At 51.0% G+C, this 14,924-nt stretch carries 11 protein-coding genes, 2 tRNA genes and 2 pseudogenes; 8 read left to right on the forward strand and 7 right to left on the reverse strand.

The window, feature by feature from the left end; translation table 11 throughout:
- Positions 1 to 24: 24 nt before the first annotated feature.
- From D8682_RS07270 to D8682_RS07295, 6 genes and pseudogenes are all read left to right on the forward strand, one after another.
- Positions 25 to 1,677, forward strand: coding sequence for a sensor histidine kinase (locus D8682_RS07270; protein WP_064548079.1), 1,653 nt, complete (start codon positions 25 to 27; stop codon positions 1,675 to 1,677).
- Positions 1,670 to 2,359: a response regulator gene (locus D8682_RS07275; RefSeq protein WP_121813928.1), complete on the forward strand. Its 690-nt coding sequence runs from the start codon at positions 1,670 to 1,672 to the stop codon at positions 2,357 to 2,359. Before D8682_RS07270 ends, D8682_RS07275 begins: the two co-directional genes overlap by 8 nt.
- Positions 2,360 to 2,509: 150 nt before the next feature.
- Positions 2,510 to 3,598 (forward strand): ABC transporter substrate-binding protein, encoded by a 1,089-nt coding sequence (locus D8682_RS07280; protein ID WP_064548083.1) that lies wholly within the window; start codon positions 2,510 to 2,512, stop codon positions 3,596 to 3,598.
- Positions 3,599 to 3,700: 102 nt separating this feature from the next.
- Positions 3,701 to 5,470, forward strand: coding sequence for an iron ABC transporter permease (locus D8682_RS07285; protein WP_064548085.1), 1,770 nt, complete (start codon positions 3,701 to 3,703; stop codon positions 5,468 to 5,470).
- Positions 5,463 to 6,533 (forward strand): ABC transporter ATP-binding protein, encoded by a 1,071-nt coding sequence (locus D8682_RS07290; protein WP_121813929.1) that lies wholly within the window; start codon positions 5,463 to 5,465, stop codon positions 6,531 to 6,533. Before D8682_RS07285 ends, D8682_RS07290 begins: the two co-directional genes overlap by 8 nt.
- A 96-nt stretch (positions 6,534 to 6,629) precedes the next feature.
- Positions 6,630 to 7,105: pseudogene (locus D8682_RS07295) on the forward strand (WbuC family cupin fold metalloprotein).
- A 42-nt stretch (positions 7,106 to 7,147) separates the two neighbouring features.
- On the opposite strand, the pseudogene D8682_RS07300 reads toward D8682_RS07295, so the two are convergent.
- The 6 genes and pseudogenes from D8682_RS07300 to D8682_RS07325 all read right to left on the reverse strand — a co-directional run bounded on the left by D8682_RS07300 (position 7,148) and on the right by D8682_RS07325 (position 13,301).
- Positions 7,148 to 8,185 (reverse strand): annotated as a pseudogene (locus D8682_RS07300) (ABC transporter ATP-binding protein).
- Position 8,186: 1 nt separating this feature from the next.
- On the reverse strand, positions 8,187 to 9,689 hold the full coding sequence (locus D8682_RS07305; protein ID WP_121815657.1) for an iron ABC transporter permease: 1,503 nt from the start codon (positions 9,687 to 9,689) through the stop codon (positions 8,187 to 8,189).
- A gap of 94 nt (positions 9,690 to 9,783) precedes the next feature.
- Positions 9,784 to 10,800, reverse strand: a complete 1,017-nt coding sequence (locus D8682_RS07310; RefSeq protein WP_121813930.1) for an iron ABC transporter substrate-binding protein — start codon at positions 10,798 to 10,800, stop codon at positions 9,784 to 9,786.
- A 367-nt stretch (positions 10,801 to 11,167) separates the two neighbouring features.
- Positions 11,168 to 11,255, reverse strand: a tRNA-Ser gene (locus D8682_RS07315).
- A gap of 166 nt (positions 11,256 to 11,421) precedes the next feature.
- Positions 11,422 to 11,509: transfer RNA gene (locus D8682_RS07320), tRNA-Ser, on the reverse strand.
- 163 nt (positions 11,510 to 11,672) lie between these two features.
- Positions 11,673 to 13,301, reverse strand: a complete 1,629-nt coding sequence (locus tag D8682_RS07325; protein WP_064548134.1) for an ABC transporter substrate-binding protein — start codon at positions 13,299 to 13,301, stop codon at positions 11,673 to 11,675.
- A 225-nt stretch (positions 13,302 to 13,526) separates the two neighbouring features.
- On the opposite strand from D8682_RS07325, the gene yccA reads away from it, so the two are divergent.
- Both yccA and tusE read left to right on the forward strand, forming a co-directional pair.
- Complete coding sequence (yccA, locus tag D8682_RS07330) at positions 13,527 to 14,186, forward strand: FtsH protease modulator YccA (RefSeq protein WP_121813931.1); 660 nt, start codon at positions 13,527 to 13,529, stop codon at positions 14,184 to 14,186.
- A gap of 109 nt (positions 14,187 to 14,295) precedes the next feature.
- Complete coding sequence (gene tusE / locus D8682_RS07335) at positions 14,296 to 14,625, forward strand: sulfurtransferase TusE (protein WP_064548138.1); 330 nt, start codon at positions 14,296 to 14,298, stop codon at positions 14,623 to 14,625.
- Here tusE and yccX read toward each other — a convergent pair.
- Positions 14,622 to 14,903, reverse strand: coding sequence for an acylphosphatase (yccX, locus tag D8682_RS07340; protein ID WP_121813932.1), 282 nt, complete (start codon positions 14,901 to 14,903; stop codon positions 14,622 to 14,624). The genes tusE and yccX overlap by 4 nt on opposite strands.
- Positions 14,904 to 14,924: the final 21 nt, after the last annotated feature.

Below are 14,924 nucleotides of genomic sequence, written 5' to 3' on the forward strand. Positions count from 1 at the left end.
TTATCGGACTCCGCAGCAAATTGTATGAAACGCAGATTACCTTTTCAGGTGAAACTCTTTTTATCTCTGGTGGGGTTTTCATGCCTGCTGTTAGCCATGTTGGGCGCCATCTTATTTCATGTTATTGACCGCCAACAGCATCGCGACCTTGGGCAGCGCGCCCGCGTTCAGGCCAGTGAAATTGCGTTGATGCCAGGGCTTGCGGATAAAGTTGCCGTTCGTGATGTCGCAGGCATTGCGCGTTTGATTCAGCCGTTACGCAATCAAAGTGATGCCAGTTATATCGTGATTGGCGATGTCCGTGAGAACCATCTGTATCACTCAGAATCACCGGAGCGCCTGCATCTGCCGATGATTGGCGGTGATAACGCCGAGGTTTTACAGGGGAAAACCATTATTTCGATGCGCAAGGGCGGCATCGGTGTCTCTTTGCGCAGTAAAGCCCCGATTCTGGATGCCAATAATCAAGTAATTGGCATTGTTTCAGTCGGCTATCTCACCTCTTATATTGCCAATATTAATGCGCGACTGCTGTGGCAAGCGGGGTTATATGGCCTGTTGCTGTTAATCCTGTTGTTTATTTTTTCATGGATATTTAGCCGCAATGTGAAGCGGCAAATGTTCTGGCTTGAACCGAAAGATATTGCACAACTGGTGCTACAACAAAAAGCCCTGCTGGAAGCAATGTATGAAGGAATATTTGCGGTTAACGCCGAGAAACAGCTGATCTTAATTAACCGTGCCGCCAGGGAATTACTGGATATTCGCCAGCCGGAAAAAGATCTTATCGGCAAACCGCTTGAAGACATTTTGCAAACGCCGCCCACCTTTTTCGCACAAAGCGACAGGGCAGGAAACGGCAGTTTCCATGACCAAATCATCGTGTTAAATCAGCGCCAGGTGATAGTCAACCGGGTGCCTATTGAACTGGAACCCGGTACTGAAAGTGGTTGGGTGTTTAGTTTTCGCGACAAAAACGACATCAATACGTTAAGCAGCCAGTTGAGTCAGGTAAAGCGTTACGCCGACAACCTGCGCATCATGCGCCATGAACAACTGAACTGGACCGCAACACTGGCGGGTCTGTTGCAAATGCAGCGTTATGACGATGCGATGCGCTACATTCAGGCGCAATCGGAAGGCGCACAAGCAGTGCTGGATTTTGTCTCGGCACGCTTCACCTCCCCGGCTTTGTGTGGCCTGTTATTGGGCAAATTCGTCAGCGCGCGGGAAAAAGGGATTGAGCTGGCGTTTGACCCGGCTTGCCAGTTAAGCCGCATTCCTGCCAGCATTAACGAAACGGCATTGATGTCAGTGATTGGCAATTTGCTGGATAACGCCGTGGATGCCACGTTGAAAGCACAAAACAATTCCGCGCCGGTAGAGCTTTATATTTCGGACCGTAATCAGGAATTAGTGATTGAAGTGGCCGATCAGGGCGTCGGCGTGGATGACGCGCTCAAGCCGCATATCTTTGAGCAAGGTGTTTCCAGCAAACCGTCCAATCTGCATGAAATGGCAGGTTCCGATCATGGCATCGGTTTGTATCTGGTGGCGGGATACGTTCACCAGGCCTGCGGCAGTATCGAAGTCACAGACAATTCACCGCAAGGTACGATATTTTCAGTGTTTATCCCGTTCCCGGCTACTGTTTCCCCAGGACAGCACCATGAATAACCACAGCGCGTTTGATGTCGTGATTGTCGAAGACGAACCGTATCTCGCCGGTTTGCATCGTGATTTTATCGAGCAAAACTTTCGGCTGAGCGTAGTGGGAATCGCCGCGACGCTTGAGCAAGCACGCAGTCTGTTGGAGTTACATCAACCACGATTAGTGCTTCTCGATAACTATTTGCCCGATGGCCAGGGCGTGGAGTTAATGGATAGCCCGCTGCTGAAAAGTTTCGATTGTTCAGTAATTTTCATCACCGCCGCCAGCGATATGCAGACCTGTAGCCACGCGATGCGCAGCGGTGCGTTTGACTACATTATCAAGCCGGTTTCATTTCACCGTTTGCGCAGTTCGCTCGAGCGTTTTATGCAGCTGGTCGAGACATTGCGCCATGTGAAAGTCGTGGATCAAACCGCGCTGGACAGGCTTTTTAACCTGCCCACCATCAATACCCCGTCGGCTCCGTCAACCAAAGGGATTGAGCCAAGTACGCTGGATCGGGTGCAGCGTATTTTTACCGCAAAGCCGGATATGACATGGGCTGTAGAACAGGTGGTGGAAGAAGTGGGGATCAGCAAGACAACCTGCCGCCGTTATCTGGAGTATTGCGTGGAGATGGGGTTTATCGAGGTTGAGATGCAGTACGGGAATATCGGCCATCCACGGCGGTTGTACCGCAAGGCGTAAACCCTGTTTCGTGGTTTTAATGGTGTTAATTGCCTAAAAAAAGCCCCGAATCACAATTCGGTAAGATAAAAAAATCCCCCTATTGCCTGTGATTTGCTTTGCGATATGTTGGCCTCTAGTTTCTCAAATGTAACTAGAAGGTTAAAAATAATGTCGAATAAATTACGCATCTCTCTGATTACTGCCGCTGTACTCATGTCTTCCTCTGCCATGTCTGCGTTACCTCAAGGCTACCCGGCTGACTACCAAAAAGTGGTCGATGCGGCGACTAAAGAAGGGAAAGTGGTTATCTATTCCACCACTGATACGAAAGCCGCAGGTCCGCTGATTCAGGGGTTTGAAGCCGCTTATCCAGGGATTAAAGTTGAATATAACGATATGAACAGTACTGAACTGTACAACCGTTATATCAGTGAACAGGCTGCGGGTGGCACCAGTGGTGACGTGGTCTGGAGCTCTTCGATGGATACCGCGCTGAAACTGGCAGTCGACTACGCGCAGGAATATAAATCCCCTGAGCAGGGCCAGTTGCCGAAATGGGCCATGTGGAAAGACAAAGCCTACGGCACCACTTATGAGCCGGTGGTATTTATCTATAACAAACGCCAGATCCCGGCAAATGAAGTTCCAGATTCCCATACCGCACTGGCAAAACTGATTGCCAGCCAGCCCGACAAGTTCAGCAAAAAAGTCACCACCTACGATATCGAGAAGTCTGGCCTCGGCTTTATGCTTTCGGTTCAGGATTCCAAAGCCGATGCGAATTATTTCAAAACGCTGGCTGATGTCGCCAAAGGTGGCTTAGCGGTTCAGTCATCTACCGGCACCATGATGGAACGCGTGTCTTCCGGCGAAAACTTGATTGGTTTTAACATCCTCGGTTCTTATGCCGAAGCCCGCGCTAAAACCGACCCATCGCTGGGTATCTCTTATCCAAAGGATTACACCCTGGTACTGTCGCGCGTTTCGTTCATCAGCCAGCAGGCGCAAAACAGCAATGCCGCGAAACTGTGGCTGGACTATGTGCTGTCTGAGAAAGGACAGAGCATTCTGGCAAACCAGGCTGACATCCCGTCAATTCGCAATGATATCGAAGGCAAAAACGACATTGATGGTATGACCAAAATGTTAGGTAAAGCGCTCAAACCCATCCCGGTTGACGAAAGCCTGCTTGAGTATCTGCAACCTAAAAAACGCCTGGATTACATCAAAGAGTGGCGTACCGCAGCGGCCAAATAATAGACAAGTGGTGGATGGCGCTTAGCTTATCCACCCTACAACGGCCAGTCGTAGGTCGGATTAGCGTTAGCGACATCCGACATTCATGCTAAGGGAAGTCATATGAGTGCATTGCTCAGAAAATGGCAGAGCCTGCCGCGCGGTGTTGTCGTGTTGCTAACCGCGCTGGTTATCTACATTCCGCTGTCGTTTATCGTTATCCAGAGCTTTCTTTCCGCGCCGTTCTTTGCGCCATCTAAAGAGTGGAGCCTCGAATCCTTCGGCTTTATTTTTACCGATCCGGATTTCTATAAAGCGCTAAAAAGCGGTTTTATTCTGGCATTCGGGCTGGTGATTATTGCCATTCCGCTGGGCGGTATTCTGGCGTTCCTGATGGTGCGTACCGATTTACCCGGCAGACGCTTGATTGAGCCACTGATCCTGGTGCCGATTTTTGTCTCGCCGATGGTGCTGGGATTTGGCTATGTCGTTGCCGCCGGTCCGGTGGGTTTCTTTTCGCTGTGGGCGCAGTCGATTCTCGGTTTCGTGCCGTGGAATATCTACGATATGTCGAGCATCGTGGTTATCGCGGGCCTGACGCACGTTCCGCACGCCTATTTATATATCTCCTCGGCACTGCGCAGTGTGGGTTCAGATGTGGAAGAAGCCGCACGCATAGCAGGCGCATCGCCGTTGCAGGTGATGACGGCAGTCAGCTTGCCGATGGTGCGCCCTTCTATTCTCTATGCTTCGGTGTTGCTGTTCTTCCTCGGTCTGGAAGTATTCGGCCTGATGCTGGTGCTGGGCGACCCGGAAGGCAATATGGTGCTGGCGACCTATCTGTACCAGTTGACCAATAAACTTGGCACCCCGTCATATCACTTGATGGCCGCCGTTGCGGTGGTGCTGATTTGCATCACCATCCCGCTGGTGATGTTGCAACGCCGCCTGATGCGCACCGCCAACCGTTTCGTCACCGTGAAAGGTAAAGCGTCCCAGGCTCGGGCATTGCCGTTGGGTAAATGGCGCTGGGTGGCGGGTGCGGTGGTGGCATTCTGGCTGACCGTCACCATTGGCGTTCCGTTGCTTGGCGTAGTACTGCGCGCCTTTATATCTAACTGGGGCGTCGGTGTTTCCATTTGGGATGAGCTGTCACTCAACACGTTCCGCAGTATCTGGGAGCAACCGAATCTGCTGCGAGCCATCGTCAACTCGATGGCGATTGGTGTGATCGGCGGCGCGTTAGCGGTGGGATGTTATCTGTTTATCGGCATCGCCATGCACCGAAAACCAGACAACATCACACGTTTTCTGGATTACAGCGTGCTAGTGCCACGTGCGGTTCCGGGGTTGTTGGCGGGGCTGGCATTCCTGTGGGTGTTCCTGTTCTTGCCGATGTGGCTCGATAACGCGCTGAAATCTGGCTGGCTTTCCGGCATGCCGTGGTCGCAATGGCTGCGCGATAACCTGGTAGTTTGGTTACGTTCCTTGCGCAGCACCATTTTCAGCGTCTGGCTGGCGTACACCGTGGTGTGGATGGCTTACGGCTTGCGCTTGATTTCCTCAACACTGCTGCAAGTTGGGCCAGAGCTTGAAGAAGCGGCGCGTAGTACCGGGGCCACACGTGGGCAAATTACGCGCCACGTGACGATTCCGTTATCGCGCTATGGCCTGATTGGTTCATGGCTGCTGATGTTCCTGATTTTCGAGCGCGAATATTCAACCGGTGTGTACCTGCTTTCGCCAGGGACTGAAACCATCGGTTCGATGCTGGTTTCCCTGTGGGCAGCCGGTGCCATTGATATTGTCGCCGCACTTTCGTTTATTAACATCCTGCTGGTGGTAGTAGGTCTGGGGATTGCCCTTCGCTTTGGAGTCAAATTACATGATTGAATTATCGGTCGACAATCTGCATTTAACCTACGGCGACAACCCGGTGCTGAAAGGCGTTTCGATGAATTTGCAACGTGGCGAAGTGGTTTCTTTGCTCGGCCCTTCTGGCAGCGGAAAAACGACTTTGTTGCGTGCCGTCGCGGGGCTGGAAAAGCCCACCCAGGGCGCTATTGTCATTGGCAACAACAAAGTCTACGACGGCACACCGCGCAGTGAGATCCCTGCCGAAGAACGTAATCTCGGGCTGGTGTTTCAATCTTACGCGTTGTGGCCGCACAAAACCGTGTTTGAGAACGTGGCTTATCCGTTGAAACTGCGCAAAGTGGCGTCCGCTGAAATAACCCAGCGTGTGCAGGCGGTGCTGGATCAACTGGGCCTGGGTCATTTGGGTAAACGCCATCCGTATCAGCTTTCCGGTGGGCAGCAACAGCGTGTGGCGATTGGCCGGGCGCTGGTGTATAACCCGCCGGTTATTCTGCTGGATGAGCCGCTTTCCAACCTGGATGCCAAATTACGCGAGGAAGCCCGCGTATTCCTGCGCGAGCTGATTATCAAACTCGGCTTGTCGGCGCTGATGGTGACCCACGATCAGAACGAAGCGATGGCGATTTCCGACCGTATTTTGCTGCTTAACAACGGCAAAATCGAACAGCAAGGTACGCCACAGGAGATGTACGGCTCACCGAAAACGCTGTTTACCGCAGAATTCATGGGCAGCAATAACCGCATGCACGGCAAAGTCACTGAAGTCCGCGATGGGAAAGCACGTATTGAAGGCAGCGGTTGGGCGTTGTGGGGGCTGGCTGGGGCTGGTGTACAAGCCGGCCAGGAAGGCACTGCGGTTATCCGTGTGGAACGAGTAGAACTGGTGAGCGGGCCGGGTGAAAACCAACTCGAGTTACCGTTGTTAACCAGCATGTATCTCGGCGACCGTTGGGAATATCTGTTCCGTACTTCAGGCGACGATTTTGTTATCCGTGCCTATGGCAATGAGGTCCGCGATCCGCAGTATTGCCATCTGGCCTTGCCTGAAAAGCATGTCTGGATTTTCCCTAAATCCTAAAGTCGCGACAAGCGCCCTTCGCGGCGCTTTTTTTTGCTGTTAATCTGCGTCATCGAGAATAAAGGAGTTCACAACTCCTGACCTTAGGTGGCCTACATGAAAACAATTACCCTCAGCGATATGCAGCAGCAAAGTGAAGCGGCAGCAAAATCCCCCGCTTGCGTGCGCACCGTAATTTTCACCCTGAATTAACTGACCCGGTGCAGCGCCTTGCCGTGGCTATGGAGCCTGGCACTTACGTTCGTCCGCATCGTCACCCACACACTTTTGAGCTGTTGTTCGCTTTAAGTGGACGCTTCCTGGTGTTGAATTTTGATGACCACGGGACTGTGACTCATCGCGTTGTTTTGGGTGAGAAGTGTAAGGCGCTGGAGATGAGTGCCGGAACCTGGCATGCCGTGCTGTCTTTGGATAGTGGCGGAGTGATTTTTGAAGTTAAGCAGGGTGGCTATCAACCCGTTGCGGAACAAGATGCAGCCAGCTGGGCGCCTGCTGAAGGTGAAGAAGGAACAGCCGAGTTGATGCAGTGGTACGCACTGGCGCAGGTTGGCGATCGTCGTTTTAGCGTGTAAGAAACAATCAGCGCGGAGTGAGTGTTCTCCTCCGCGCCAGTCTTAATCCGCCAGCACGCAGGCATGGCCGGTCACTGCCAGTTTCACCTGCATACCCACTTGCCATCTTTGCTGGCTGACCGTTTTTATCTGTATCGGCGTGGACCATTCAAGAGAGACGAGCTTCAGTGTCGACAAGTAACCGGTAAAATCCACATCGCTAATGGTCACGCTATGGTCATTGCCAGTCTCGGCTTGATGCGCAGAAATAATGATTTGTTCCGGACGCAACATAATGCGTTTATTACCGGTAAATTGCGGGTTATCTGCCGGAATTGTGCCCAACTAACAGTGCGCAAAACCGTTGTTGACCCGTGCTGAGAAAATCAGTGCATCGCCGAGAAACAAGGCTGTGGCTTCATCTACGGGTTGCGAATAAACCTCGACGGGCGAGCCAACCTGGGTAAAGCGACCTTCGCGAATCACCGCAATCTGGCTGGCGAACGATAGCGCTTCGTGCTGATCGTGAGTCACCAGAATCGTAGCGACTCCTGCATGAGCCAATAATTCAGCTGTGGCTTTTCGGGTGGCGGCACGCAGGCCGGTATCCAGCGCCGAAAAAGGTTCATCAAGCAACATCAGCATGGGTTCCTGTGCCAGTGCACGGGCCAGCGCCACACGTTGCTGTTGCCCGCCAGAGATTTCATGTGGCCAATGGTTTTGCAGACGATAGTCGAGAGAAACCAGTTCCATAAGTTCAGCAACGCGGCGGTGGTTTTCATGATGCGACCCGGTAAGACCGTAGGCAATGTTGTCCCCCACTTTCATGTGTGGGAAAAGTGCGCCCTCCTGCGGTACAAAGCCTATTCCACGCTGATGTGCAGGGACAAATGTGTTTTCATCAAAAAGCGTTTTACCCGCAAGCGTGATTCGTCCGCTATCAGGTGTTTCAAACCCGGCCAGAATGCGCAGTAAGGTGGTTTTCCCCGAACCCGATGGCCCGACAATCACCGTCCTGCTGGCTGGCAATACCGATAAACTCAGGTTTTCCAGCACGGATGTCTGGCCGAATTTTTTAGAAATATTTTCTAATTCAATCATCTTACAGACCTGCCAGTTTTTGAGACTGCACATACAGAATACCGGTCAACGGCAGAGAAATAAGAACCATCAACAGCGCATAAGGTGCTGCGGCAACGTAATCAATTTCACTGGTCAGCGCCCAGAAGCTGGTCGAGAGCGTCCGCGTGCCTAACGGCGAAAGCAAAAGTGTTGCAGTTAGCTCATTCGTCACCCCGAGGAATACCAGTGCGGCCCCCGCAGCGGCACCCGGTGCGGCAAGGCGCAGGGTTATGCTCCAGATGGCGCGAGCCTGGGTTTTGCCTAAACTGCGGGCTACGTTTTCTAATTCGACCGGAGCCTGAGCTATCCCTGCTCGTAGGTTGATTAATGCTCTTGGCGTAAACATCAGCATATAAGCCAGAAACAGTGTGATTTCAGTTTGATAGATAGGACGCATGTAGTGAATCGTCACGGTGACCAGCGCCAGAGCAACGACAATACCGGGTAATGAACTGGTAAAGTAATTGCCCCCTTCCAGCACGCGAAACAGTGGGCGTGGATGGCGCACCGAGAGCCAGGCAATAGGGATCCCGGCAAGAATAATCACCATTGCGCCACCTGAGGCAAGCAACAATGTCTGGCGCAGAGAAGACCAGAGATCGGGCTGATTCCAGTTTTCTATCCCACCCAACCATATCCAGCGGAACAGCACCGCAAGTGGCACGACTAAAGCCAATAGAATAACGGTGAACGAGAATAGCTGGCCTAATGCGCTGAGCAACAAACTCAGCCGGCGGTGATTTTGCTCACGCGGCGAACCCGACCCTACTCGCGCGTAACGTGCTTTACCACGCGTTGCACCTTCAATGGTCAGGAACACCAGACAACACAATGCCAGCACACCCGCCAACATATTCGCGGCAGGGCCACTAAAAGTGGACTGGAACTGGTCGTAAATTGCCGTGGTGAAGGTATCGAAGCGGATCATGGCGTACAGCCCGTACTCCGCCAGTAAATGTAGGGTCACCAGCAGGGCTCCGCCCCAAATCGCGAGCTTGAGTTGTGGCAGGACGATACGGAAAAATACCGCCCGGGGCGGGGTACCGAGTGAGGCGGCGACATCTTCTAAAGTAGGGTCAAGGCGACGAAGTACAGCGGCGACAGGCAGATAAATAAACGGGTAATAAGCCAGTACCGACAAAAAAACGCCTGCGGGTAAGCCGTGTAGCGATGGAACTGCGCTGACCCACGCATAACTTTGCACAAAAGCCGGGATCGCCAGCGGGGCTACAGCCAGCATCGACCAGATACGTCTTCCGGCAAGTGTGGTTCTTTCGGTCAGCCAGGCGAGGAACGTGCCGGTGATGACACTAAGTGGCACGGCAATCACCACCAGCAACAGCGTGTTGCCGAGAAGCTCAGCAACACGAGGGCGGAAAATGAGTGCCTTTACTGTTTCCCAGCCCGTATCAAATCCAATCACGATAACGAACGCTGGCGGTATCAGCGATAACATCGAGAAGAAGATCGCCAGCAACACCATCACAAACGCCGGACGCCGTTGTAAATCACGGGTCTGGACGTTTGGGCTTTCTGCAATATTAACCACTGACATCAGGTACTCACCGCTGCATTAATTAAAGAAGGCCAGCTTCAGTCATTAAATCAATGACTTTCTTGCTATTAAGCGAGGACGGTTCAACTTTCGGTGCATCAAGGTCTTTCAGCGGAACCAGTTTCGGGTTAGATGCAGCGTTCACGCCAACGGCATATTCAAACGCATTGTTGGTACGCAAGCTGTCCTGGCCAGATTTACCGGTTACCCACTTAATAAAGGCCTGAGCCTGCTGTTGATGCTTACTGGAAGCCAGAACGCCACCACCAGAGATACTGACGAATGCACCTGAATCCTGATGTTTAAAATAGTGCAGTTGGGTGTTTTTACTGTTTTCACCGGTTTTAGCCTGGTCAACAAAACGGTAGTAGTGGTAAATCACCCCGCCATCAATCTGACCAGCATTCACCGCTTTCATCACGGTGCTGTTGCCTTTATAAGCTACGAAGTTAGTTTTCATCGCTTTTAGCCAGTCCAGAGTGGCTTTCTCACCTTTCAGTGCCAGAACCGCGCTGACGATAGCCTGGAAATCTGCACCTGACGGAGAAGCCGCCCAACGCCCTTTCCACTCAGGTTTAGCCAGGTCCATTAAAGATTTAGGCAGTTGAGCTTCGCTGAGTTTTGCCGGGTTATAGACAAACACGGTGCTTCGGGCGGCAATGCCAATCCAGCGACCATGATCAGGACGATAGGCAGGAGCCACTTGCGCCAGTGTTGCAGCATCAAGCGGTGCGAATAATTTAGCGTTATCAACCAGCACCATCGCTGGTGAGTTCTCAGTCAGGAAAACATCCGCAGGCGATGCACTGCCTTCCTGCACCAGTTGGTTCCCCAGTTCGCTGTCGCCACCGTTACGCAGAGTAACTTTGATGCCTGTCTCTTTGGTGAAACCATCAACCCACGACTGGACCAGATTTTCATGCTGCGCGTTGTAAACCACGATGCCTTCGTTGTTATCCGCCGCGCTGGCGAATGACGACAGCAAAATGGAGGAAGTCACTACTGCGATGCTGCACAGGGACGATACGCCAAATTTCATAAGTTAATCCTTGATAAAAATGAGTACATAACACCAGAGATACATAGCGACGCGGATTAAACCACAGCAAAACGAGAACGCTAATGAAAATGGTTATCATTTTTAAAGAATAGTGAAAAATATGGTGGTTCGGGGAGTGACTAAAATATAAATCCTGCTTGAGAACTATTGAGGTTAAGAAGCTTAATAAAACCTTAGGAACAATTGATGGAAGGGGTAAAGGGATGGATAGCAGTGGTTTTCAGTTAGTGACTAACATGACAGGCGGCTGACTTAAGCTGTGATGGTTTTTTGGGGAGAACTGGAAAAGAAAATTTCATGATATAAAAGCAAAAAGGGGTCACCTTTCGGCAACCCCTTCGAATGTTGGTGGAAGCGTAGAGATTCGAACTCTAGAACCCTTTCGGATCGCCGGTTTTCAAGACCGGTGCCTTCAACCACTCGGCCACGCTTCCAACGAGGCGAACTATAAACATCCCGATACTTTCTGTAAAGTGCGATTTTGTTCGTTCGCCTGAAAAATCATCAAATCTGGTTTATTTGCGTGAAACATCGACAACCAGAAGCAAACAAGCAGAAACGAAAAAGCCCCAGCTTATTTCTAAGCTAGGGCTTGAATGTTGGTGGAAGCGTAGAGATTCGAACTCTAGAACCCTTTCGGATCGCCGGTTTTCAAGACCGGTGCCTTCAACCACTCGGCCACGCTTCCAACGAGGCGAACTATAAACATCCCGATACTTCCTGTAAAGCACGATTTTGTTCGTTCGCCTGATAAATCACCAAACCTGTGTTGTTTGAGTGAAACTCCAACAATTTGATTAGTTTAACATCACAAATCATTGCGAGATCGGCGTCCCGCAATGAAATGGGCTTTAGTGTTTTTTGATGTACATATCTTTGGTGTAGTACACACCGCGGTTGTTTGGCGCGTATCCGCCGACAAACGGTTTCACTAGCTGGGCTAAGACATAGTGATAAACCGGAATTGCTGGCACATCTTCCGCCAGTTTGTCCTCAGCTTGCTGATAGAACTTACCCCGTTCCTCAACGGTGCTAGCTTTTGCCGCGTTTAGCAGTGCTTCATCGTACTGCGCGTTACTGTATTTCGAGTTGTTCTCACTATTACCTGTACGGAAGGTATTGAGGAAGGTAGAGGCATCATCGTAATCAGCTACCCACGCATAGCGCACAACATCGAAAGTCCCGTTGTGCATAGTATCAAGCATGGTTTTCCATTCCTGGTTTTGCAGCTTCGCTTCTACGCCCAGATTTTTGCTCCACATTGAACTGACGGCGATGGCAATCCGTTTGTGGTTTTCTGAAGTGTTGTAGAGCAAGTTAAAGCTCAGCGGATGTGAAGCATTGAATCCCGCCTCTTCCAGTAGTTTTTTGGCTTCAGCGACGCGCTTCTCGTGGCTCCAGCTCGCATATTCAGGAGATTTTATCTCCACCCCGCCGATGTTCTTCTGGCTGACAACCCACGCAGGCGTTTGCCCCTGCCCTAAAACTTTCTCGGCAATGATGTCTTTATCGAGCGCCATGTTCAGCGCACGACGTACACGTGGGTCATTGAACGGGGCTTTAGTGGTGTTGAACTCGTAATAGTAGGTCGCCAGTTTCGGCGTAACATGAACCTGGTCTGGAATGGATTTTTTGAGCGAGCCAAATTGCGTTTGCGATAAGGTATAAACAATATCAATCTCACCTGCTTTATAACGATTGATGTCTGCCGTTTCTGAAGCGATAGGCAAATAAGTCACTTTATTAATAACTGTGTGGCTGTCGTCCCAGTATTGTTTGTTACGCTCGCCGATCACTTTCTCGTTCACTACCCATTGCGCCAGTGTATAAGCACCGCTGCTGACGAAATTACCCGGCTGCGTCCATTTATCACCAATCTTCTCAACCACTGCTTTGTCGACAGGCACCATAGACGGGTGCGCCAGCATGGCAAGAAACGCAGCTGTGGGTTGAGTCAGCGTAACTTGTATCGTGGTGGCATCAAGAGCCTTAACCCCCAGCGTATCAGGTGACTGCTTTCCAAGTGCAATATCCGCAGCGTTGGCGATGTGCATCCCACCGGGATAACTGGCATAAGGTGATGCTGTTTTCGGGTCAACCAAACGCTGCCAACTCCAGACCACATCTTCAGCGGTTATCGGCTCACCGTTAGACCACTTAAGGCCGGGGCGAAGATGGAACGTCCAGATAGTGTTGTCCTTCTCCTCCCATCGTTCAGCTAGTCTCGGCTCAATCGAACCGTCGTTACGCACAGACACCAGCCCATCAAAAAAATCGCTAATGATGTTAAATTCAACGTCACTTTCGACTTTATGAGGATCAAGCGAGGCAGGTTCACTGCCATTGTTACGCACCAATTCTTGTTTTGCAGCCAGTTCCGTACCCGCGGGTACGTTCGCGGCCCACGCCCCAGAAACTGCGCTAGCCAATCCAATAGCGATAATCGATTTAATAAAAATGTTGTGGTTATTAGCTTTCATTACACACGCCTTATTTGAGTTATTAACGACGGTACGGTTAACACTCTTAGCAACAGTATTAATTTAAGCAATAATTTTCAGCCACATATAAGTGAATTTTATGACGTATGTCCGGTCTGTTATGCAAATAAGGCAAGGTAAAGATGGGTAAAAGGGCTTTCTTGCAATAAAGGAGACTATTATTCTCAGCCACTATAACCACCTGCCATAAGAGAGAGTTTCTGAATGGATCGCATAATTACTTCCTCGCGTGACCGTTCGTCACTGCTGAGTACCCACAAGGTACTGCGTAATACCTATTTCCTGCTCAGCCTGACGCTGGCATTTTCTGCGATTACCGCAACCGCCAGCACCGTGTTGATGCTGCCATCTCCGGGCCTGATTTTGACGCTGGTCGGCATGTATGGTCTGATGTTTTTAACCTACCGTCTGGCTGATAAACCAACGGGCATTCTGGCAGCATTCGCGTTCACAGGCTTCCTGGGTTATATCCTCGGGCCGATGCTTAACTCATATATTTCCGCCGGTATGGGCGATGTGATTGGCATGGCGTTGGGGGGTACCGCGTTGGTGTTCTTCAGCTGTTCGGCGTATGTGCTGACCACCCGTAAGGATATGTCCTTCCTCGGCGGCATGCTGATGGCGGGTGTCGTCGTTGTGTTGGTCGGTATGGTTGCGAATATCTTCCTGCAATTACCTGCCCTGCACCTGGCAATTAGCGCGGTGTTCATTCTGATCTCATCCGGCGCCATTTTATTTGAGACCAGCAACATCATTCGTGGTGGCGAAACTAACTATATTCGCGCAACAGTGAGCTTGTATGTTTCTCTGTACAACATCTTTATCAGCCTGTTGAGCATTCTGGGCTTCGCTAGCCGCGATTAATCATCGGTTGTGGTGCCAATAAAGCCTCGCTTAATCGCGGGGCTTTATTTTTTCTGACACCTTAAAATTTGCTACACTGCGGCCAGTTTGTCTGGAGCAAAGAATAATTATGTTGATGTTTGAAGGCCGAGAAATCGAAACCGATGCCGATGGTTATCTGAAAAATAGCCACGAGTGGAGCGAGCCGCTTGCCGAAGTGATTGCGGCAAACGAAGGCATTACGCTGGCAGTAGAGCACTGGGAAGTAGTGCGCTTCGTACGCGAATTTTACCTGGAATTTAATACTTCTCCGGCTATTCGTATGCTGGTCAAAGCGATGGCGAATAAATTCGGCGAAGAGAAAGGTAATAGCCGCTATCTATACCGTTTGTTCCCGAAAGGGCCGGCCAAGCAGGCGACAAAAATTGCCGGTCTGCCAAAGCCGGTGAAGTGTATTTAGTAGCGAATACTAAAGTCTGTCCCTTGGCGGTCGGGTTGGTGAGGCTCAGTCAGCACTTTATCAACCCGGGCACTGCGCGGCCCTCCTGCTTTTAGCCACGCGATAAGCTTTTCAACCTGTGGTGCATCACCGCAGGCTAATACCTCAACGCTACCATCATCCATGTTACGGGCATAACCGGTTAAACCCAGTTTTAGTGCCTCACGTTGTGTGCTGTAGCGAAAACCAACCCCCTGAACCAGGCCGTGGACCCAGGCAAGTGTGCATACTGTGGTCATAACTTCCTCCGTTTCGGGTTC

Origin of the sequence: Buttiauxella sp. 3AFRM03 (assembly GCF_003675305.1) — a bacterium.
Classification (GTDB): Bacteria; Pseudomonadota; Gammaproteobacteria; order Enterobacterales; family Enterobacteriaceae; genus Buttiauxella; species Buttiauxella ferragutiae.